The 20,596-nt window shown below is 40.0% G+C and carries 22 protein-coding genes; 4 read left to right on the top strand and 18 right to left on the bottom strand.

Features of this window, described 5'->3' with window-relative positions; genetic code table 11:
* Window positions 1–71 precede the first annotated feature (71 nt).
* The 4 genes from ACXAE4_RS11440 to ACXAE4_RS11425 all read left to right on the top strand — a co-directional run bounded on the left by ACXAE4_RS11440 (window position 72) and on the right by ACXAE4_RS11425 (window position 3,026).
* Window positions 72–1,451: a PepSY-associated TM helix domain-containing protein gene (locus ACXAE4_RS11440; protein ID WP_099331141.1), complete on the top strand. Its 1,380-nt coding sequence runs from the start codon at window positions 72–74 to the stop codon at window positions 1,449–1,451.
* Window positions 1,452–1,480: 29 nt separating this feature from the next.
* Complete coding sequence (locus ACXAE4_RS11435) at window positions 1,481–1,945, top strand: FixH family protein (RefSeq protein WP_099000378.1); 465 nt, start codon at window positions 1,481–1,483, stop codon at window positions 1,943–1,945.
* A gap of 150 nt (window positions 1,946–2,095) precedes the next feature.
* The gene (locus ACXAE4_RS11430; RefSeq protein ID WP_047750471.1) at window positions 2,096–2,518 is read left to right on the top strand and encodes a NucA/NucB deoxyribonuclease domain-containing protein; all 423 of its coding nucleotides are present in this window, start codon (window positions 2,096–2,098) and stop codon (window positions 2,516–2,518) included.
* A 163-nt stretch (window positions 2,519–2,681) separates the two neighbouring features.
* Window positions 2,682–3,026, top strand: a complete 345-nt coding sequence (locus tag ACXAE4_RS11425; protein ID WP_028414497.1) for a DUF1516 family protein — start codon at window positions 2,682–2,684, stop codon at window positions 3,024–3,026.
* Between the two features lie 39 nt (window positions 3,027–3,065).
* On the opposite strand, the gene ACXAE4_RS11420 is transcribed toward ACXAE4_RS11425, so the two are convergent.
* From ACXAE4_RS11420 to ACXAE4_RS11335, 18 genes are all read right to left on the bottom strand, one after another.
* Window positions 3,066–3,659 carry a hypothetical protein gene (locus ACXAE4_RS11420; protein ID WP_289578055.1) on the bottom strand — a complete coding sequence of 198 codons (594 nt, stop codon included), beginning with the start codon at window positions 3,657–3,659 and terminating at the stop codon, window positions 3,066–3,068.
* A gap of 152 nt (window positions 3,660–3,811) precedes the next feature.
* Window positions 3,812–4,468, bottom strand: a complete 657-nt coding sequence (locus ACXAE4_RS11415; RefSeq protein WP_289578056.1) for a TetR/AcrR family transcriptional regulator — start codon at window positions 4,466–4,468, stop codon at window positions 3,812–3,814.
* 23 nt (window positions 4,469–4,491) lie between these two features.
* Window positions 4,492–5,769, bottom strand: coding sequence for a glycosyltransferase (locus ACXAE4_RS11410; protein ID WP_289578057.1), 1,278 nt, complete (start codon window positions 5,767–5,769; stop codon window positions 4,492–4,494).
* Window positions 5,770–6,101: 332 nt separating this feature from the next.
* On the bottom strand, window positions 6,102–6,587 hold the full coding sequence (locus ACXAE4_RS11405; protein WP_034265399.1) for a hypothetical protein: 486 nt from the start codon (window positions 6,585–6,587) through the stop codon (window positions 6,102–6,104).
* Between the two features lie 78 nt (window positions 6,588–6,665).
* On the bottom strand, window positions 6,666–7,334 hold the full coding sequence (gene fsa / locus ACXAE4_RS11400; protein ID WP_013083988.1) for a fructose-6-phosphate aldolase: 669 nt from the start codon (window positions 7,332–7,334) through the stop codon (window positions 6,666–6,668).
* 49 nt (window positions 7,335–7,383) lie between these two features.
* Window positions 7,384–8,277, bottom strand: coding sequence for a phosphogluconate dehydrogenase (NAD(+)-dependent, decarboxylating) (gene gnd / locus ACXAE4_RS11395; protein WP_014459235.1), 894 nt, complete (start codon window positions 8,275–8,277; stop codon window positions 7,384–7,386).
* A gap of 30 nt (window positions 8,278–8,307) precedes the next feature.
* On the bottom strand, window positions 8,308–10,302 hold the full coding sequence (gene tkt, locus ACXAE4_RS11390) for a transketolase (RefSeq protein WP_289578058.1): 1,995 nt from the start codon (window positions 10,300–10,302) through the stop codon (window positions 8,308–8,310).
* Window positions 10,303–10,330: 28 nt separating this feature from the next.
* On the bottom strand, window positions 10,331–11,833 hold the full coding sequence (zwf, locus tag ACXAE4_RS11385; RefSeq protein WP_028414505.1) for a glucose-6-phosphate dehydrogenase: 1,503 nt from the start codon (window positions 11,831–11,833) through the stop codon (window positions 10,331–10,333).
* A gap of 445 nt (window positions 11,834–12,278) precedes the next feature.
* Complete coding sequence (locus tag ACXAE4_RS11380) at window positions 12,279–12,650, bottom strand: hypothetical protein (protein ID WP_034328210.1); 372 nt, start codon at window positions 12,648–12,650, stop codon at window positions 12,279–12,281.
* Window positions 12,651–12,916: 266 nt separating this feature from the next.
* Window positions 12,917–13,771, bottom strand: a complete 855-nt coding sequence (locus tag ACXAE4_RS11375) for a GAF domain-containing protein (RefSeq protein ID WP_028414507.1) — start codon at window positions 13,769–13,771, stop codon at window positions 12,917–12,919.
* 306 nt (window positions 13,772–14,077) lie between these two features.
* Window positions 14,078–14,644: a GNAT family N-acetyltransferase gene (locus ACXAE4_RS11370; RefSeq protein ID WP_165636476.1), complete on the bottom strand. Its 567-nt coding sequence runs from the start codon at window positions 14,642–14,644 to the stop codon at window positions 14,078–14,080.
* Window positions 14,645–14,877: 233 nt separating this feature from the next.
* Entirely contained in the window at window positions 14,878–15,267 is a 390-nt protein-coding gene (locus ACXAE4_RS11365) for a VOC family protein (protein ID WP_028414509.1), read from the bottom strand.
* 5 nt (window positions 15,268–15,272) lie between these two features.
* Complete coding sequence (locus ACXAE4_RS11360; protein WP_289578059.1) at window positions 15,273–15,833, bottom strand: shikimate kinase; 561 nt, start codon at window positions 15,831–15,833, stop codon at window positions 15,273–15,275.
* Between the two features lie 11 nt (window positions 15,834–15,844).
* Complete coding sequence (locus ACXAE4_RS11355) at window positions 15,845–16,297, bottom strand: hypothetical protein (protein WP_289578060.1); 453 nt, start codon at window positions 16,295–16,297, stop codon at window positions 15,845–15,847.
* Window positions 16,298–16,528: 231 nt separating this feature from the next.
* On the bottom strand, window positions 16,529–17,224 hold the full coding sequence (locus ACXAE4_RS11350; RefSeq protein ID WP_289578062.1) for an ABC transporter ATP-binding protein: 696 nt from the start codon (window positions 17,222–17,224) through the stop codon (window positions 16,529–16,531).
* The gene (locus tag ACXAE4_RS11345; RefSeq protein WP_289578064.1) at window positions 17,224–18,309 is read right to left on the bottom strand and encodes an ABC transporter permease; all 1,086 of its coding nucleotides are present in this window, start codon (window positions 18,307–18,309) and stop codon (window positions 17,224–17,226) included. Before ACXAE4_RS11345 ends, ACXAE4_RS11350 begins: the two co-directional genes overlap by 1 nt.
* 72 nt (window positions 18,310–18,381) lie before the next feature.
* Window positions 18,382–19,764 carry a sensor histidine kinase gene (locus ACXAE4_RS11340; protein ID WP_475236040.1) on the bottom strand — a complete coding sequence of 461 codons (1,383 nt, stop codon included), beginning with the start codon at window positions 19,762–19,764 and terminating at the stop codon, window positions 18,382–18,384.
* On the bottom strand, window positions 19,761–20,435 hold the full coding sequence (locus ACXAE4_RS11335; RefSeq protein WP_028414515.1) for a response regulator transcription factor: 675 nt from the start codon (window positions 20,433–20,435) through the stop codon (window positions 19,761–19,763). Before ACXAE4_RS11335 ends, ACXAE4_RS11340 begins: the two co-directional genes overlap by 4 nt.
* Window positions 20,436–20,596: the final 161 nt, after the last annotated feature.

The raw sequence follows: 20,596 nt of genomic DNA, 5'->3' as shown, positions 1-20,596 counted from the left end.
GGGGTGATGGCTAATTCTCCCTTTCCTTCTATAATAAAAGCACGTTAGTTAGTAAAAAGGAGGAAAAAACGATGCAGGAAAAGCGCGAAGAATCAGCGAGTACAACGAAAAAAAGCACGGCGCGTTCTCAAGGTCTATACAAAGCCATATGGCGCTGGCATTTTTATGCGGGTTTAATGTTTACTCCGTTTCTTCTTATATTAGCTGTTACGGGCGGGATGTATTTATTCAAGCCTCAAATTGAAGAAAAACTGTATCACGACTTCTATCATGTACAAGCTCAGTCACAGTCCGTATCCCCTTCAGCACAAGTACAGGCTGTAAAGGAAAAGTATCCAGACGCTGATGTGTTGACGTATAAGCCCAGTGATCTCTCTACTCGTTCGTCAGAAGTAGGAATTTCATTAAAAGACCATACATATACGATGTTTGTTAACCCTCACAATGGTCACATCATAGGAAAAGTAGATGATTCCAGTCGCTTGATGAATCAAATTGAAGAATTTCACGGAGAGCTGATGGCGGGAACAGCAGGTGATCGTATCGTAGAACTTGCGGCCTGCTGGGCAATTGTCTTAATTGTAACCGGCGCTTTTTTATGGTGGCCGCGCAAAAAAGACAAAATAAAAGGCGTGCTGATTCCTCGTTTTTCAAAAGGTAAAAACGTACTGATACGTGACCTTCATGCAGTACCGGCCTTTTGGATTTCAGCGGGGATGCTTTTTCTCGTACTAACAGGACTTCCGTGGTCAGGACTGTGGGGCAATGCGTTTCAGCAAGTCGCCACAAACGCAGGTGTTGGGTACCCTCCGTCTATTTGGGTAGGCAGTGCTCCTACTTCAACCGTGCAAACAAAAGATGTTGCGGACGTGCCTTGGGGAGCTGAAACGTTAGAAGTGCCAAGCTCAACAGCTTCGCAATATACAAAAGTATCGCTTGATGACATTGTCACGATTGCAAAAGAACAGCATATGCACGACGGCTACACCATTTCTATTCCGCAAGACGCTCAAGGTGTGTATACGCTCTCTGTTTTTTCACCAAGAGCTCAAGATGAAGCAACCATTCACCTTGATCAATATACCGGAGCTGTGTTAGCCGATTATCGGTACGACAACTATGGATTTATGGGCAAATTGATTGCGCTTGGTATTACGCTTCATAAAGGCACACAGTTTGGATTTATCAATCAGCTTATGGGCCTTATTATTTGTATCGGAATTGCTGGTATCGCTATCAGCGGATCCTTACTGTGGTGGAAGAGAAAACCAGCTAAAAACATGGGGGCTCCTAAAGTTCCTGAAGGAAGTGCAATGCGAATCGTGACGTGTATAATCGTCGTGTTTGGTATCCTCTTTCCTTTAGTCGGACTGTCCTTAGTTATCGTGTGGCTTTTAGATTTTTTTGTTATCAAACGAATTCCAGCATTGAAGCGATTTTTAAACGCATGATTGATGAAACGATGTGAGGTGCAGTAACAATGAATAAATGGAAAATGTCCGGACTAGTCATACTCAGTACGCTTGTGCTTTCCGCGTGCTCCGTAAACAGTGACGCAGACCAGCTCTACAAGCAGCAAAAGCCTCTGTCGGCGCATGTGATGCTTCCTGAAAATATAGAGCCACAGAGCACACAGGTGTTAGAAGTCCATGTGATGCAAGAAAATAAAACGGTGGATGACGCCAAAAGCGTTCAGTTTAACGTGTGGAAAAAAGATGCTCCCGGTAAAGTTGAAACAATAAAGGCACATTATGACGGCAGTATGTATAAAGCAAAAGCAGCCTTTAAAGAGGATGGTATTTACTATATTAAAACCGATATTAATGCTCGCGGTGAGCACATCCTTCCTACTCAGCAAGTCGCAGTAGGCAAATTATCAAAAGAAGAGTTACGTTCACTACAGCCAGCTGAAAACGAAACGCATCATCACCACTCTCATCATTAGACATAAGCTCACGTTCAGCAGCTGAACGTGAGCTTATGTTTGTCTTATGAATTCTAGCTAGTTCCATTATATGTTTTTATATGTTTTTACATTTTTTTCTTATTACTTTACAATAAGAGTGATAAACGTTTTATAAAGGAGTTTTACAGGTTGAAAAAAATTGTTTCTGGTATTTTAATTTTAGTAATAGCCGTTATTGTTATGATTGAAGGAAATCCGTTAGAGCAGAACTCTTCAACGAATCCCTCCTACGATGAAGTCATTACCTTCCCTGCTGATCGTTACCCTGAAACTGCAGCGCACATTCAACATGCAATCGATAAAGGAAAATCGGCTGTTTGTACAATCGATCGAGACGGTGCTGAAGAAAACCGCCGTGAGTCTTTAAAAGGCATTGCGACTAAAAGCGGCTATGACCGAGATGAGTTTCCGATGGCCTTTTGTGAAGAAGGCGGAAGCGGCGCAGATATTGAATATGTAAAGCCTTCAGACAACCGAGGCGCCGGGTCTTGGATTTCACATCAAGTAGATGAGTTTCCAGACGGTACGAAGGTTTTAATTGAAGTGAAGTAAAAAGAATGGTCATTGCGACCATTCTTTTTTTATGTTGAGAGCCTGTATAAGAAAAAGAATAAAAAAGGAAGAATTGTTCTTGCCTAAAGATACCCTTCACTTTTAAAATAAAAATGTATGTTATACATATATGCATCATCGTTTTATAGGAGGAATGAGTTTCTTGGACAATCTATGGCAGCAGTTACTTCCTGCCTCATGGCAATTAACTTTATTTATTTTCTTTTTTGTCTATATCTTGCGCTACAAACAAGAGAATAAATTCAGCATGCAGCTTCACGTGCTGCTTAAGTTTCTTTATGCCGTTATTTTAATTTTAAATGCGGTGTTGTTTTTAGTGGAAAGTCAGCGCGATTTTCTTTTTTATGCAACGCTTTTCATGAGTATCCTGACAATTATTTTGATGGAGTTCACGCTTTCTGCAAAAAAACAGAACGAGCTTGATTTTATTTCAGCCGTTTCTTGCTGTGTTCTTCCGATTTTTATTTCTTTACTTGAACTTAGTTAATGAACCAAAGGCCTCTGGTGATTCAGAGGCCTTTTTATGTTATTGATCTTTGTTGTTACGATCCATCATATCTTTTGGATCTTCTACAATATCTTCCGGATCACGGTTGTTGTCTTTTTCATCATCTTTATAGATGTTGTCATTTTTATCTACGCCAGGTACGTTATTGTTGTTATTCATATTGTCTAAACCCGTGTTGACAAACGCCACGTATACTTTGTCAATTTTACTATCTGCTTCTCTCACACGGTCCGCAATTTTTTGTTCGAAATCAGTTGAGACTTCATGGTAAGTATCGCCGTTGTACGTTACGTTGTTGACCTTGCCGTTATCATTGTTGTCCGCTGCGTCATTTCCAGCTAAATCTACCGTTACATAGGCGTTGTTATTATCGCGAAGCACATATGCATTATCAACTTCCTTCATATCTTCTACATTTTGCGCTGCTTCAACTGACTTGGTCGGCTGATCGGTGTTATCCATTGGGATATTGTTATCAACTCCATCGTTTGTAGAAGTGTTGCGTAAGTCATTTTGAGTATTGTCCATTGCGTTGTTGTCTTTATTTCCTCCGCACGCAGTTAGGCCTGAAAGGAAAAGAACCGAAGAAGCAATGATAAGTCCTTTTTTCATTTTTTCCATCTCCTTAAATATAGTTTGCAGTCGTATTATGCTTAATTTTTGCAAAACTATTCAAAAGAGACGGAGAAGTGAAAGCCTTTTTTCTAACTATGCTTAACGCCGCTAGCCATACGATAAGGAACATTTCAAGATTGCAGCTGTACTTATTCACCTAACAGCTTTCGGACAGCTACTGACAGCGTATTGATATGACGTTCTACGTTTGCCTCTTCTGCAACTTGTTTCTGTTCATCGACGTTGTAAACCGGCGCTGGATTTTGTGTAATTCCATTAATCGTTGTAGCCATAAAAGCTAGCAGGTCATCTGATGGTACAGCCGGAGAGAAATTCTTTACTTCTATTTGTTCCGTAATAAAGTCGTGAAGCTTTTTTTGAATATATTTAAGGTTTGATACTTCAACTAGCTGATCTTCAATTTTCATAAAACGCTGAGGATCTTTTGAATACAACGCTACTAGTTCAAAGTAAATTTCTCCTCCCGCTGTCATTGATTCCTGTATATGCTCTCCAATATACATAATGAAATCATGCAGCATTTCAAAGGAGTCTTTTTTTGTCTGAAGCAGGGCTTCAATTTTATCTTTTACTTTATGGCTGACACTTTCTTGATTAAGAAGTCCGACAAATACTTCATCAAGGTTTGAAAAATATTTGTATACGCCTCCTTGACTCATTCCAGATTCCAGAACGATATCTCGCATGGCTACATCATGCACCGGTTTGCTCTTGCATACTCTTTTGGCGGCTTCTAAAATCTCTTGCTTCTTTTTTTCAGCGTATCCTTCCCTTACTTTTGGCATTTTTTTCACGCTCTCTTACTTTTTTATTTATTCCTGAATCTCTCGAGTGTATTAATAATTACCTGAGCTGCTTTTTCGGCTCCTTTTTCAGCTCGAATTTGTTTTCCGATTTCTTGTGCTTTGGATTGAATTTCATTAACTTGCGTATAGGAAATAGCTGCGGATAATTTTTCAGCCGTCAATTCTTTTCTCGGAATGGCTTTTGCTCCAGCTCCAAGCTCGTGAATTTTTCTTCCCCAAGCGAATTGGTCATTTCCATAAGGAATAATAACACTTGGAACGCCAGCTCGAAGGCCTTCGGCTGTTGTTCCTGCTCCTCCGTGATGAACAACGGCAGACATTTTAGGAAACAGCCACTCATGAGGAATATCTTTTACAAAGAAAATGTCTTCTGCTATCCCCCTCGTGTGATTCATTCCACTTCCTCCTATATTGATGATACCTCGTTTCCCGGCAAGTTTTAAGGCTTTAATCACTAAAGCAGTCGTTTCGTCTGCGTTTTTTTTATCCCCAATACTTCCAAATCCAATATAAACCGGCGGTTCTCCATTCTTTAAAAATCTTTCCAGCCTCTCTTCCGGCTGATAGCTATGGTCACTGTCCATAAACCAATTTCCGTAGGAATGAACGTGTTCAGGCCAATCTTTAGATACGGAAAATACGGCGGGACTTGATGAAATAATAGTTGGGTTAGCTGCTGTACGCTGCTTTGGGTACGGACATAAAAAATCTTCAGGTCCTTCTCCATGCTGCTGAACCCAATATTTTTTTAAAGGACCACTTACTACTTTCCAAAATCCCCATTCAAAAATTCGATGCGTCAGCTTATTGTATATTTTTCCAAATCGTGGTCGATCATAAAAAATTAAAGCTGGATAGTCTTTTGTTGGTGTCATTGGAAAAGGGCTGGCTAAGATACTTGGTATATTCATCTCTTTAGCAGCAAAGTAACCAATTGCCGCACCTGGATGATATACAATTGCATCGGCTCCTTTGCATGCTTTGTGCAAATCTTCTTGTATATTAATCATCATACCCATCATCTTTTCATTTTTTAAGCTTGAAAAAAATTTGAGAGGATTGTCTGCATTAATTGCGTCGTCTGCTGCTCCGCTCTCTATAATTTTAGAAACATCACCTCGAAGCATGGCATATTCGAATCCATACGACTCTATGAAATTTTGATAAGCTTCTGAAGCCGCAATTCGTACACGGTATCCTTTGTTTTTCAACTCTAATCCTAAAGCCATAAAAGGCTGGGTGTCTCCTCGAGTTCCTGTTGTTAACATCGTAATAAGCATCATTTCAGCCTCCTTATATTAAAACGACAACTATGTCGTTTTAATATAATGTACCCTTCTCCGATTAATCCGTCAATAAAAACGACAATATTGTCGTTTTTATTGCTATCCTTTCTTTTTCTAAGGCTCTTTTCGTAAAGTTACATAGTTGAATTTGCTTGTCTTAAGTCCAAAAACGTAACATAGATGTCTTTAATCATTGAGAAAGCGCCTCCTGAAAGAGTATTCTAAAGATAACCCCCTCTTTATAAAGAATGAAAAAAAGATGCTTCGGGTTTTAAACGAAGCATCTTTTACCTATTAGAGCTATGAATAGTTACCTATTTTTCAAGTTAAACTGCTCGTGAAGCAGCTAATTTCTCGATTGGGGCTTGTTCAATGTCTGCTGCTGAAATATGCAGCAACTTTTCTAAAATAGCCGTTATGCCCTCATTTGTTTCATTACTTTTTTTGCAGTCATTAATATGCTGGTTTAATTGCTTTTTATAAGCCTCGGTATGAATGAGCCACTGACTTAAAAGCGCTTTTGTTGCCGTTCTTTCGTCTTCGCTTTTAGCTCCAAATAAACTTTCCATATCAGGTTCTTGAATAATTAGCTTACTAAAATCTTCGCTTACTGCAAGCCAAAAATAGTTTTTTTCGTATTCGTAATATCTGTGTTCTTTTAATAAAAAGTACCCGATTTCAAATTCAATGCGATAGAGCGGCTGGTTAACTTTCGGCGCATGAAGGCTTTTAAAGTTAATATGCTCTGCATCGTCTACATAAACTTCTGAACCGTATTGGGTTTTAATAATTTTAGCGTCTACTGTATTCATGATGTTTACCTCTTTAGGGATATTATGAGAGAACGCGTGCATTCTTTTTCTAGAATGCGCACGTTCTTTATCTTTTACTTAGTTTTGAACAGCGTTTTTCCAATCAGCCGCAAACTTTTCAATTCCTTGTTCGGTTAAAGGATGTTTAACAAGCTGCTCAATTACTGAATACGGAATAGTTGCAATATGAGCGCCGGCAAGGGCTACGCGTGTAACGTGGTCCGGATGTCTTACAGAAGCCGCAATGATTTGAGAATCGATATTTTGAATGCGGAACAACTCGGCAATTTTAGCCACAAGCTGTACGCCGTCTTCTGAAATATCATCAAGGCGACCAAGGAATGGAGATACATACGTTGCACCTGCACGGGCTGCTAAAAGAGCTTGGTTTACAGTGAAAATAAGCGTTACGTTTGTTTTTACACCTTTTTTAGCAAGGTAGCGAGTCGCTTCTAGTCCAGCGAGTGTCATCGGAAGCTTAATCGTAATGTTTTGATCTCCGCCGTTAATTTTGATTAATTCTTCTGCTTGCGCAATCATGTCTTCTGCTGTTTCGGCATCCGGCGTCACTTCTGCTGAAACGGATTCTACTTCTGGAACGGTTTTTAAAATTTCTTCAATACGATCTTCAAACTTTACGCCTTCTTTGGCAACAAGAGAAGGGTTCGTTGTAACACCAGATAAAACGCCCAATTTGTATGCTTTTTTAATATCGTCAAGGTTTGCAGTATCAATAAAAAATTTCATTTTTTCATTCCTCCATTAGTTTTTTTTACTATACCCACTATTTCACTTGTTATTTCTTTTCCACAGCATGACCGCCAAACTCGTTTCGAAGCGCGGAAACTACCTTTCCTGTAAAGGTATCATCTTCAAGCGAGCGATAGCGCATCAGTAAAGACATCGCAATAACCGGCGTAGCTGTTTGAAGGTCTAGAGCCGTTTCGACCGTCCACTTCCCTTCACCAGAAGAGTTCATAACTCCTTTGATGTCATCTAGCTTAGCATCTTTAGAGAATGCATTTTCCGTTAATTCCATGAGCCATGAACGAATAACTGACCCGTTATTCCATACTCTCGCCACTTTTTCGTAATCATAGTCGAACTGGCTTTTTTCAAGAACTTCAAATCCTTCTCCGATTGCTGCCATCATGCCGTATTCAATGCCGTTATGAACCATTTTTAAAAAGTGGCCGCTCCCTGCCTCTCCAGCATATAGATATCCGTTTTCTACTGCTGTATCGCGGAAGATAGGTTCAACAATTTCCCACGCTTCACGATCTCCGCCAATCATATAGCAAGCTCCGTTACGAGCGCCTTCCATTCCGCCAGATGTTCCAACGTCCATAAAGCGAATTTTGTTTTCTTTTAACTCGTTATAGCGTCGAATAGACTCTTTGTAATGAGAGTTTCCGGCTTCAATTACGATATCTCCTTCAGCTAAAAGAGGAGATATTTCACTAATAACAGAATCAACAACCGTATGAGGAACCATCAGCCATACGACTCTTGGTGTTTCTAATGACTGAACAAGCTCCTGTAAGCTTGATACTCCTGACGCACCGTACCCTTTCATTTGTTCCACTGCGTTTGAATTTACGTCAAATGCTACAACGTCATGACGCTGATCCAGTAAGTTTTGTCCTAAGTTAATCCCCATTTTCCCTAAACCAACTAATCCTACTTTCATGTGAACAGCTCCTTCTATTTGTCTAATTGTTTAAGCCTTTAGCAATTCTTTTGCTTGTGCCACTACGTTTTCTTCTGTAAATCCAAACAGCTTCATCACATCAGCTCCGGTTCCTGAAGCACCGAATGTGTCAATAGCTAACACTTTTCCTTTTTGTCCTACAAAACGTTCCCAGCCAAGTGAAATTCCCATTTCTAGAGAGATTCGTTTTGAAACAGATTCAGGCAAGATGCGCTCTTGATACTCTTTTGACTGTTTGCCAAACAGCTCCCAGCTAGGCATTGCTACAACTCGAACAGATGTACCTTCACGCTCTAGCTGAGCTTTTGCACTGACAGCTAGTGCTACTTCAGAACCTGTAGCGATGAAAATCATCTCCGGGTTATCGTCTGTTTCAGTTAATACGTAAGCACCTTTAGCTAGGTCATTGATATTTTGTTTTGTTTCTTCAAACACAGGCAAGTTTTGACGGCTAAGCACTAGGGCTACAGGACCTTCCGCTTGCTGAAGCGCATAAGCCCAAGCGCTTGCTGTTTCGTTTGCATCAGACGGACGGATTACGGTAAGCTCTGGAATTGCACGAAGAGAAGCAAGGTGTTCAACCGGCTCATGAGTTGGTCCATCTTCTCCTACTGCTATGGAATCATGAGTAAACACATACGTGACCGGCAGCTTTTGCAGTGCAGCTAAACGAATCGCTGGACGCAAGTAATCATTAAAAACAAAGAATGTGCTGACAAACGGCTTCACACCGCCGTGAAGGGCCATTCCATTACCGGCCGCTCCCATTGCATGTTCACGTACGCCGAAATAAATATTTCGATTACCGAAATATCCGGGTGCGTAAGGGCCTTCTTCTTTAATGTCCGTCATCGTGGAATGTGATAAATCAGCACTGCCTCCAAAAATAGATGGCACAGATTTAGTGAAATAATTAATCGCTTCTCCGCTTGCAACACGCGTCGAAATCGCTTTTTCCGATGAGAATGTTAAAATATCATTCACTTCAATTAACGCTTCGCCCGTGATGGCACGTTCTAATTCATCTGCCAGCATAGGGTATTCTTTTTGGTAAGAAGCAAACAGTTCGTTCCACTCTGCTTCTGCTTTCATCCCTTTTTCTTCTAGCTTTTCAAAATGAGCTTTTACTTCTTCTGGAACATAGAAGTTTTCTTCAGCGTCCCAGCCGTAGGCTTGTTTTGTTGCTTTTGCTTCTTCTTCTCCAAGCGGATTGCCGTGTGCTTTATTTGTTCCCGCTACTTTTGGACTTCCGTAGCCAATAATTGTTCTCACTTCAATGAGCGTTGGCTGTTCCGTGTTCTGTTTCGCTTTTTCGATGGCGCTTGTGATTTCATCCACGTCATTTCCATCTTCTACACGTAAATATTGCCAGTTTGCAGATTCCGCTCTTTTTTGGATATTTTCGCTAAATGAAAGATTTAATTCCCCGTCTAACGAAATATCGTTGGAGTCATATAAAGCAATAAGTTTACCAAGCTTCATATGGCCAGCCATTGACATCGCTTCATAAGAAATGCCTTCCATTAAGTCACCATCGCCTACTAACGTATACGTATAGTGATCAATAACAGAGAAATTTGGTTTATTAAATTTTGCCGCTAAATGAGCTTCTGCCATTGCCATTCCGACTGCATTTGCAATTCCTTGACCTAAAGGACCTGTTGTTGCTTCTACGCCGTCCGTATGGCCAAATTCAGGATGACCCGGTGTTTTACTATTTAGCTTGCGGAAGCCTTTTAAATCTTCTACTGATACATTGTATCCGCTTAGATGCAGCATGCTATACAGCAAGCTTGAGCCATGACCGGCTGATAAGATAAAACGATCTCGGTTAAACCAGCTTGAATTTGCCGGATTATGCTGTAAGTGATTCGCCCACAGCGCATAGGTCATCGGAGCCGCTCCCATCGGAAGTCCCGGGTGTCCTGAATTAGCTGCGTTCACCGCGTCAATTGACAGGGTGCGAATCGTATTAACTGCGAGTGTATCTATGTTGGTACTCATGTGTCATCCTTCTTTCGCTTTGTTTGTATTAAACTGGCTGCACTTCGCGTGATTGACTTGCTGTTTCTTCATCCAACCACCATTTAAAGCCGTCTTTTTCTACCAGTGCATGTGATGCATCAGGGCCGTATGAACCAGCAGCATATTTGTGAAGCGGCACTGTATTTTCCTGAAATGCTTCAAGAAGCGGCTGAACCCATTCCCAAGCTAGCTCTACTTCTTTCCAATGAGCAAAAAATGTAGAATCTCCGGCGCATGCATCTGCAATAAGGCGTTCATATGCTTCCGGTGCTCCTTCTTGCTGACCTGAAAAATTAATTTGTACAGGCTCAATATGACCATGATTAAATGGATTTTTGCTGTTTAACTGCAGCGTAATATTTTCGTGCGGGTTAATTTCAATGATCAACAGATTTGGAGATGTTGTTTCTCCTTTGTCTAAGTACAACTCTTTTAGCGAGTCTTTGAATTCAATAACAATTCGCGTCGCTTTTTCCGCCATTCTTTTCCCTGTACGAATGTAGAAAGGAACGCCGTTCCAAAGCGAATTATCGATATATAGTCTGGCTGCTAAAAACGTGTCCGTCTGAGAAGATGGTGATACACCGGGCTCATTTATGTAGCTCGGCACTGAAGCCCCGTTTATTTTTCCAGCCTCATATTGACCGCGAACAACGTCTAGATCCATATCTTCTTTTACAAGCGGACGAAGCGCTTTTAACACATTTATTTTTTCGTTTCGAATATCATCAGCGCTAATGCGGGCCGGTAAGTGCATAGCCGTCATCATCAGCATTTGCAGCATATGATTTTGAACCATATCTCGAATGGCTCCTGAATGGTCATAATAGCTTGCTCTTTCCTCTACGCCGACCGTTTCACTTGCTGTAATTTGTATATTCGCAATATGTTCGTTATTCCATAATGATTGAAGAATAGGATTAGCGAATTCCAGCGCTTCTAAATTTTGTACCATCGACTTGCCAAGATAGTGGTCAATGCGGTAAATCTCTTCTTCTTTAAACGCTTTGCTTAAGTTTTCGTTTAATTGACGAGCTGACTGTAGATCATGGCCAAACGGTTTTTCAATAATTAACCGTTTCCAACCTTTTGTAGCACCTAAGCCACTGTCTTTAATATGCTCGGCAATCGTACCAAAAAATTCTGGTGCAACGGATAGATAAAACATTCGGTTGCTTGGAATGTTTCGTTCCTCTTCGCGTGCTTCTACTAGATTTAACAACTTTTTATAATCTTCAGCATTCGTTGCATCCAATGGGCTGTAGCGAAAAGCTGAAAGAAAATGCTGCATAAGAGATGAATCTTTTTCGACGCGACGTGAAAAAGTATGAATAGACTCTTTTACTTTTTCCTGAAAGTCAGCGTCGGACATCTCCCTTCTGCCTAGTCCTACAACAGAAATTGATTTAGGGATTTTCCCGTCTACAAATAAATTATAGAGTGCAGGATAAATTTTGCGTTTCGCTAAATCACCTGTTGAACCGAATAAAACAAAAGTCATCGCTTCCATATCTCTTCCTCCTGTTAGGAAAAATATAATCTTTAAAAAGTAACTTTTCTTTCATTCGTTACTTTATGTAACCTATCTTATTCCTGAAATATTTTTTCGTCAAGATATAAAACTCATAAAAAATCATTTCAATTTTCTTTTGTTCTTTAAACCCTATAGCCGCTTATCTTAGATAATTTATGGAAAAATAATGAAAATACTTTTTAGTTGAATTTAGAAAATAAATCTGCTTTAATGGATTTGATAGAATTGTATGAAAGTAAAAGCATACATAATGTTTGCATATGTACCAAGGGAAAATATCAAAAGGTGAAAGTAATATGGAAGCTCAGCTAATCAAGATGCCTGAAGATCTATCTGTTTTTCACATAGAAAAATCGTAGCTCAATCCAAAAGAGTCACCGGAAGTTGACCTCTTTTTTTGAGCTACACTCACACTTTAACTTTAATGCGTCACTGCGACAAGAAGCATAAGCATCATATAGAGGTTAAAAACAGCAAGTAAAACAAGAACGATATAGACTAGTTTTTTACCTATCTTACCTAAAAAGTAGACGTTGACTAACATAAAATACACGCCTGCTGCGCACAAAACGAACGTAAGAAACTCTTTACACTCGTTCAATGTCATTTGAAAATCTTGATTATAGTAAATTCGGAGATCTTTACTAATAGCGAACGGCACGGTCCACCACCTGATCAAAATTCCAATAAACATAAGTATCCCTATTGTGTTTAAAGTGGACTGAAGTGTTCTCCGCTGTTTCTTTCTCATATCCACATCCGTTTGTGCGGACCTTTTAAAGTTTGTTCGCATGTATTTCCCCCCCATGATGTTTTTGCATACAGCAAAAAGGGTCATCAGCCATACACAGGTCTCTCCCCGGCTATTTCTTACACCACCAAAAGGTGCGTAATGATCATCACGCAAGGCTTCAATGAAGCTACATTCTTTATCTATATTCACTTTATGCTGCATTTGATGCTTTCACAGCTTCTGAGCATACCAGCTTGTTTTTCGTTTCGTATTGAATTATATACATACACAAAAATAAGCCCTGGCTGATAGAGCCAAGGCTTGGTTCATGTTTTGATTAAGTTATACCCCACACATTGAAGAGCTTGTTGAATATTTTTCACGACTTTTAACTGTAAGTTTCTCAAATCATGATTTTTAGTTTGCTCTTTCGCAAATGTGGGGGTTACACCTGTTATAACTGCTTGAGCACCCATGAGCTGAAGTGCTGTAATCATTTTCAAGAAGAAATTCGGAAACTCTTTTTCTCTCAGAAGCAGCTTCGATAAATCAATGATAAAGTAATCTATTTCATTATGAGCTGCATCGTGAAGCACATCTGTCATAATCTGATCCGCACGCTCTTTATCAATAATACCTTGAAGAGAAAGAATCGAAACCCCCTCTGTAATCGGAATAATTGGGACGCTTAAAAATCCCATCTGATATCGTGTTTCATCCAGATCGATCATATGGGATAAGATACCTGCCATTGATTGTAAAAAAGCAATATCTTCTCCTGAAAATTCTTTTTCTTCCTTGTCCATTACACAGAGTGTTCCAAATACATTTCCTTTTAAATCTTTTAATGTAACACCTAAAAAACCTTTTACCTGCAATTGATCCGTTACTTCTAGCTGTCTTGTAACGGCATCCTTCATCAGATTTGCCGTATGCATAACGTCTCCGTCATTCATAATAATTAAGCGGCAGTATGTACCTCCGTATTCAACGCTGTATCCTTCAGGAATAATCTCTTCCTTCTCGTTATATGAGCTGAGGACCGTCATCGCTGTTTCTCCTCTTCTAGTTACGTACGTTGTGCTGACATTCAGCTGTTTGGTAATAACCTCAAATAATTTTTGCGAAACAGACCGCAGTGAATAAAAATGAGGAACTTTATTTTCTCCATCAACGTTCATTTAGTTACCTCCATCGCAACTATCATTCTCTCTGCCATAAGTGCATTCTTTCATAAAGATACGCACAGCTTGGCTATAACTTTTTTGTAGTATGAGAGAGGACAGCTATATTGCCTATTTTCTATCTTATACATACCAGATTTCACATATGACATGATTTCACATAAGAAAAACTCCTTCCGTTCATGAAGGAAGAAGTTTTAAATTATATAAAAATTTCACACGTCCCCATTTTCCCTCTATTCCCCATATTAGGATATATCAAACTAAACTGTCTAGTTCAATGACAACATAGCACAAAGGGTATTAGAGCTCCTGCTTCATCTTTTTGTTCCATTCTCTTCGCAGAATTCCCATTTTGACGCTATCAAAATATTCACCGTTTACGATACGTGCTTCTCTGATTCTTGCTTCTTCTTTCATACCTATTTTTGCCGCTGTTTTGATCATTCTGATATTGCCTGACCACGTAGACATGCCGAGTCTATGCAAAGGTGTAAACTCAAATAAAAAGTCGATCCACATTCCATAAGCTTCTGATCCATATCCTCCGCTCCAATAGTCTGAATCGTAAATGATAATTCCAGTTTCCATCCAGTTTGTACGTTTGTCCACCCAGTAACAGTTCACCGTTCCTACAGCTATTTCATCAATAATAACCGCAAGCATTCGGGGAACTGATGGATAAATCTCATACTCTTCTTCCCATGAATTCATATACTTTTCTTTCGTCAGCTTTCGATCTGGTATGTACGGAGCATTCCATTTTTTCGCTTCTTGTTTTTTCTCTTCGTATTTCCAGTAATAGAGCGTATTAACATCTTCCTGTGTCGCTTCTCTTAATAACACTTTTTCTCCTATTAATTTTATCATGAGAGGCATTACTCCTTGATTTATGAAATGGCTTATTAAATTTTAGAAACTTAAAGCGACTCTTAATACACGTTTATACAATCATAGCGTTAAATAATGAAGAAAAGGAGTAAATTTATAAAGAATAGTATTGCTACTGCCAATCAGCAGATGAAAATGAAAAGTAACTTATCCTGCTTTGCCTGTAAAACACCGAGACAATATATATGCTCCCGGTGTTTTTTGTTTTTGCTCTATTTATTATTCGCGTTTTCCATAACTGCAAAATAGTTACCTTCACTGTCTGAAAAATTAAAGACTTTTCCTGAAGGCATCGATACAATTTCTCCCACCGTTACGCCTTTAGCAGTTAAATCTCTATATAATTCATCCACATTCTCCGTAAAAAACAGAAGCGAAGGTGTCCCGACATTTAATTCCGGCTGCATTTTTGCTATTAGCTGTTTGTTATGAAGGATAATGGTTGTTTCAGCACCCGCTACCGGCGCTAGCTCAATCCACTTCATGCCTTGTTCATTATTTTGTTCGGACATAACCTGAAATCCCATTTTTTCTGTCCAAAACTTTACCGCTTGATCTTGATCGTTTACATACACCATAATTTGACCGATTTTTTTAATCATTGCTTTCACTCCTTCGATATAGATGAAATAATTTCTTTTGCTACTGTATCTGCCGACTTTTCCTTTGTGTAAATTGTTTGCTTTGCCAGCAGCTCATTTGACGGATGCGTTACAAAATGTTTGTTAAGCTTAAAAACATCTTCATCATCCGTTATTTGCTGCAGTCTTTGATGTAATAGTTGTATGGACTCTTCTTTATCAGCACTGGGAAGCAATAAAAATAGAGACTGATAAGGTTTTAATATCTTTTCTACTTGCTGAAACAGTCCCATGTCTTCGTAGACCGAGTGACCGGCGCCAAAATCAATGACCGCATGCTTGTAATCTTCTAATATTCTTTTAACGGCATAGGCTTCAAACGGCTTCCAATAGGCGTACATACCCTGAAACCCTTGTTTTTCTCGAATGTCCTGCTGTGTTTCTTTGCTGAAACCCATTTCCTCGTAGTAAGAAAATCGTACTTCGTCCATTGAGCACTGAGGAATACTTAGTTTTTGCGCTACTTTTTCACCAACCGTCGTTTTACCCGCGCATATAGGTCCAATGAGAATAATAGGGGGTTGCATAGGCTCTCTCCTTATTTCACTTCCAATACAAACGCGTACGATGCATCTCCATTAGATACATTTTTTTGACTTTCATCCATCCACCACACTGAATATGAGTAGTAGTACGTGCCTGCTTCAGAAGGTGCTTTCAGCTTATTTTTCTTCAGTGGTATTTCCATTTCATGGCTGTTTTGTATTTGTGCCATATGCTTTTCGTTGGGCTGCCGTTTATACTCGATAACAAGCGATAGCGATTCATTTGTTTTTACTTTAATAGGCTTTTCGTTTTTTAATAATTCCAAAGGGCCTGCTTTATCCACACACGTGTTTTTCCAGCAGTAAGTGCCAACTTTTGTTTCATAAAGATGGTTGCTTGCTTCGAGATACGCTTTTGGCGGGAATTCTTCAAGAAATCCACTGCTTGAACATCCTGTAAAGCTTGCTATGATAAGTCCACCTGCAGCTGTCTTCCATTTCTTCATCATTTCATCACCTTTTTACTATTTCTTCATTGTTCTGTTATCTCCTGTTTCTTACTTTCTAAATAGCATTGCTTTATTTTCAATACACGCTTTTTAATAAAATGGAATATGAATACCTAACTGATTTACTAATAAAGGAGTGAACGTATGAAGGCGCCAAACCGAGACGACAAATATGCACATGATGAAGAACGCAAAAAAGTGCTGCTCTTGTCAAGAGCAGCACTTTTTTTAAACTTGCACGCTAGTTGATTCTGCTAATTTCCCATCTTCCATCCACACAACGCGGTCACATAAATCCAACATTCTTTGGTCATGGGTAACCATTACAGTCGCTTTTCCCCTTAGCTTTACTTCATCTGCGAGCATTTGCACGACCGCTCTTCCTCGCTCTGAATCCAAGCTTGCCGTAGGCTCGTCTGCAAAGATAATTTCAGGGTTATTCATCCACGCTCTTGCAATCGCTACCCGCTGACGTTCTCCTCCGGATAGACTTTCAGGATAGTGATGCTTTCGATGGGCAAGCCCGAGCTTTTCAAGCAAATCATCCGCTCTTTTTTTTGCTTCTTGATTTCGATTTCCTTCTAGTTCCGTGACAAGAAGAAGCTGATCGCGAACCGTTAAATACGGGATTAAATTAGCTGATTGAAAGATAAAGCCGATTTTCTTGAGACGAATGCTGTTCATTTGTGATGGAGACATTTTATTAATCTCGTCTCCGTCAATAATCACGCGTCCACTAGACGGTGAAAGCAGCGCCCCTGCAATGGATAAAAACGTACTTTTCCCAGAACCAGAAGGCCCGACTATAGCCACAAGCTCTCCAGCTTTCACACGCAGCGATAGGTCATTTAACACGACTACAGCGTTTTCTCCGTCTCCAAACGACTTGCTAACATTCTCTAAAACTAATTTTTCTTCACTCATTAAACAGCCCTCCCAATCGCTTCAACCGCATCTACTTTTGCTACGCGATACAGCGATAATAATGAACTCAGTACAGAAACAGCTACAAACAGCGCTGAACACCCTGCGATTAGCGATAAATCCAAGTGAAATGGCATTGAATCAGGCAATATAGCAGCTACTCCGTATGTCAATCCAATACTAATAGCGAGACTGCATAAAGTTAACACAACCACTTGAGATAAAATCGTTCGCGCTAAATAGCTTGTTTTTGCTCCTATCGCTTTTAACACGCCAAACTGATTCATTTTTTGAAGCGTCATCACATAGAAGAAAACGGCTAAGACAAAAGCTCCAATGATAAACAGAAACGCGACCATCATTAAAAGTGAGCCCTGTTCTTCTTGATAACCCGGAATTCCTTTTAACGCTTCATCCTTACTGATTACATCGATTTCAGCTTCTTTTTTTTGAAGAGTCTGTGCTTGCTGGCTGTTCATATTCAATACGACTGCATTAAAAGCACCTGTGCTTTCAATTGTCTTCCACTCTGTAAGATTGATATGAATAACAGGCGCGTGACTAAACGACTGATTTTTTGTAAAACCAACAATTGTAAAGCTTTTTCCTGAAGCCGTATCTTTTATCGTATCACCTAGCTTTACTCCTTCTTCTTTTAGCGAAGAGTCCGCCACGGCTTCATGTTTCGCATCGTCCGTAATCATCTTCCCTTCCGTTATGTTCGGAGCTAAAAAGCCGCTTGTGCTTATGGCAAAAAACGAGGCGTCTATTTTTTTCGCTTTTCCTTCATTTATAACGGCTGTCATCATCACACCAAGCGGCTCAGCTTTTTTCTTTCCGCTTAGTTGTTGAATATCTTCTGTTTTGTTTGTTGATAAAACAGAGCGCGTCAGGCGCTGATCCGCTTCTTTTTGAAGCGCAACGTAATTTCCTTTCATTTCTTGAACAGCTGAAGCATTGTCAGAGGAAAGCCCTTTTGCTAAGCCTGATACAAAAAGTACAAGCCATACAATTAACACCATAATCACGCCAATGAGTAAGTAGCGCAGCTTCGCATGTTTTAATTCACGTAAAGCCAAAAACATCTTTCTTTCATCTCCTTTTTTCATTCTATTTAAAGTATAAAAACAGAAAATGAATGGAAGATGAACGGCTCATTACATTTTCGGAAGATAGACGTGAAAAGTGCTGCCTTTTCCTTTTTCGCTTTCAAAGTGAATGGAACCTCCGTGCATGTCGACAATTTGCTTCACAATCGCTAAACCAAGACCGCTGCTTCCTTCCGTCCGGCTTCTTGCTTTATCTTCCTTATAAAAACGATTAAAAATATGCGGGAGGCTTTCTTTTGACATACCGATTCCCGTATCTTGAAACTCCACGTGGCAATACGTATCTTCCATACCAACGCGAAGAGACAGCGTTCCTCCTTCTTCCGTGAACTTTACGCTGTTAGTAATCAAATTTGTCCACACTTGATGAAGCAGTTTTTGATCGCCTGAAATCATCGTTGAAGGAAGATCCATTTCAATGGCCAATTCTTTTTCACGCCAGCTCCACTCCGTCATGAACAGCACTTGCTTGATTTGAGTTGCAACGTCAAACGTGCTTTTTTCGATATGCTCACTTTCTTTATCAAGTGAAGCAAGCGTAAGCAGCTGTTTGCTGAGGGACGACATGCGCCGGCTTTCTTCTTCAATAATAGACAGATACTCATTTCTTTGTTCATCTGAAAGGTCAGCAGAACGGAGCGTTTTCGAAAACCCTTGAATGGACGCCAGCGGAGACTGAATTTCATGTGACACGTTCGATACAAATTCCTGGCGCATCTCTTCAAGCTGCTCTAAACTTTTAGCCATTTCGGAAAAATGTGAAGCAAGCGCGCCGATTTCGTCTCGGCGCTTTACGTACAGCTCAACGTTGTATTTTCCTTTCGCCACTTGCTTTGTTGCTTCCGTTAGCTTGACGATTGGTTTTACTAAATAACGCGTGCTAATAAGTACAAACAAAATGCTTAATACAATCATCAGCAGTAAAATGACCGAGAAAAAAATGCGCATTTCCCCGAACTGCAGCTGAATATCAGGGCGAATAAACAGCGCTTGCTGCTTGTTACCCTCTCCTTTTAACGGCACGCCGATGGTATTAGCTAACACATTATCAAAAAACCCCGTCACAAACACCTGTGAAGGAAAGTTTGCAATTCCGTGATACATTTTGCCTTCTAACACTTGTTTGACAGCACTCTTTTCTAAGCGCTGGTTTCTAAACTCTCGTCCGTAAAACGTCTCATGTCCAGTGCTGTCCACTACATATATTTGATAGCCAAGTTTACTAATATGCTGTAAATAAGACTGTTGATCTACGCCTCTATTGCTTTCGTAAAAGCTCGCAATGTCTTTTGCCATACGCGTAAGCTTTTGATCGTTATAAGGTTTTAAGCTGTACTGATAATAAACGTTCGCCACAATAAACGCGAGGAGACTGCTAAATACCATCACAGCAATCGTTGTCAGGACAATCCGCAAATAGAGCGTCTTCATTTTGCCGTCACCTCAAGCTTATAGCCGACGCCTCGAACCGTCGTAATGACAAAATCATCGGTATGTTCAAACCGCTCGCGCAGCCTTTTTACGTGTACATCAATTGTGCGGTTATCTCCGTTAAAATCCGCTCCCCATATCAGATGAATTAATTCTTCTCTTGTGAAAATTCTTCCTGGATAGCTCGCGAGCTGAGCTAATAATTCAAATTCTTTCATTGGAAGAATGAACAGTCGTCCGCTGCAGTGCACTTCATAGCTTTTTCGGTCAATAGAGGTGCTGTTCAGTACGATCATCTTTTCATTTACCACTTCGTATCGGCGAAGCAGTGCTTTGATTCGGAAAATCAATTCTTTTGGTTCAAACGGCTTTGTCACATAGTCATCCGTTCCCGCTAAAAAGCCTTTTTCTTTGTCTTCGAGCTGATCTTTTGCTGTTAATAAAATAATGGGAAAATCATAGTAGCTGCGTATTTCTTCGCAAACTTCATATCCATCTTTATGAGGCATCATAATATCGACAACCGCTAAATGAATGTGCTGCTTAGCAAGCAGACCCGAAGCTTCTTCCCCGTCTTTTGCTTCATGCACCATATAGCCTTCAAGCTGCAAATAGTGACGAACCAATTGCCGCATATGCTCATCGTCATCCGCCAGTAAAATGTGAATCATTTCTTCTGCCACTCCTTTTATCAACCATTCAAAATGGCGGCCTTTTGGCCGCCATCATTTATTCTTTCAGTATCTATCTGTTTACTAGTGTAACCAAACGTAGTAGTCCTATTGCGTTTTTATTAGGATAAGGACTTATTGTGAACAGCAGATGAACAGCT

The organism is Priestia sp. ABM2_011 (assembly GCF_056158845.1).
This window is presented reverse-complemented; position numbering and strand designations above follow the sequence as displayed.

What these genes read in the sequence shown, in the direction of transcription:
- ACXAE4_RS11380 (WP_034328210.1), bottom strand. Translation starts at nt 12,650, where the DNA reads ATGCGAACAAACTTTAAAAGGTCCGCACAAACGGATGTGGATATGAGA.
- ACXAE4_RS11335 (WP_028414515.1), bottom strand. Translation starts at nt 20,435, where the DNA reads ATGATTCACATTTTACTGGCGGATGACGATGAGCATATGCGGCAATTG.
- ACXAE4_RS11375 (WP_028414507.1), bottom strand. Translation starts at nt 13,771, where the DNA reads ATGAACGTTGATGGAGAAAATAAAGTTCCTCATTTTTATTCACTGCGG.
- fsa (WP_013083988.1), bottom strand. Translation starts at nt 7,334, where the DNA reads ATGAAATTTTTTATTGATACTGCAAACCTTGACGATATTAAAAAAGCA.
- ACXAE4_RS11440 (WP_099331141.1), top strand. Translation starts at nt 72, where the DNA reads ATGCAGGAAAAGCGCGAAGAATCAGCGAGTACAACGAAAAAAAGCACG.
- gnd (WP_014459235.1), bottom strand. Translation starts at nt 8,277, where the DNA reads ATGAAAGTAGGATTAGTTGGTTTAGGGAAAATGGGGATTAACTTAGGA.
- ACXAE4_RS11435 (WP_099000378.1), top strand. Translation starts at nt 1,481, where the DNA reads ATGAATAAATGGAAAATGTCCGGACTAGTCATACTCAGTACGCTTGTG.
- ACXAE4_RS11415 (WP_289578056.1), bottom strand. Translation starts at nt 4,468, where the DNA reads ATGCCAAAAGTAAGGGAAGGATACGCTGAAAAAAAGAAGCAAGAGATT.
- ACXAE4_RS11405 (WP_034265399.1), bottom strand. Translation starts at nt 6,587, where the DNA reads ATGAATACAGTAGACGCTAAAATTATTAAAACCCAATACGGTTCAGAA.
- ACXAE4_RS11350 (WP_289578062.1), bottom strand. Translation starts at nt 17,224, where the DNA reads ATGAGTGAAGAAAAATTAGTTTTAGAGAATGTTAGCAAGTCGTTTGGA.
- tkt (WP_289578058.1), bottom strand. Translation starts at nt 10,302, where the DNA reads ATGAGTACCAACATAGATACACTCGCAGTTAATACGATTCGCACCCTG.
- ACXAE4_RS11420 (WP_289578055.1), bottom strand. Translation starts at nt 3,659, where the DNA reads ATGAAAAAAGGACTTATCATTGCTTCTTCGGTTCTTTTCCTTTCAGGC.
- ACXAE4_RS11410 (WP_289578057.1), bottom strand. Translation starts at nt 5,769, where the DNA reads ATGCTTATTACGATGTTAACAACAGGAACTCGAGGAGACACCCAGCCT.
- zwf (WP_028414505.1), bottom strand. Translation starts at nt 11,833, where the DNA reads ATGGAAGCGATGACTTTTGTTTTATTCGGTTCAACAGGTGATTTAGCG.
- ACXAE4_RS11345 (WP_289578064.1), bottom strand. Translation starts at nt 18,309, where the DNA reads ATGTTTTTGGCTTTACGTGAATTAAAACATGCGAAGCTGCGCTACTTA.
- ACXAE4_RS11355 (WP_289578060.1), bottom strand. Translation starts at nt 16,297, where the DNA reads ATGAAGAAATGGAAGACAGCTGCAGGTGGACTTATCATAGCAAGCTTT.
- ACXAE4_RS11370 (WP_165636476.1), bottom strand. Translation starts at nt 14,644, where the DNA reads ATGATAAAATTAATAGGAGAAAAAGTGTTATTAAGAGAAGCGACACAG.
- ACXAE4_RS11360 (WP_289578059.1), bottom strand. Translation starts at nt 15,833, where the DNA reads ATGCAACCCCCTATTATTCTCATTGGACCTATATGCGCGGGTAAAACG.
- ACXAE4_RS11340 (WP_475236040.1), bottom strand. Translation starts at nt 19,764, where the DNA reads ATGAAGACGCTCTATTTGCGGATTGTCCTGACAACGATTGCTGTGATG.
- ACXAE4_RS11365 (WP_028414509.1), bottom strand. Translation starts at nt 15,267, where the DNA reads ATGATTAAAAAAATCGGTCAAATTATGGTGTATGTAAACGATCAAGAT.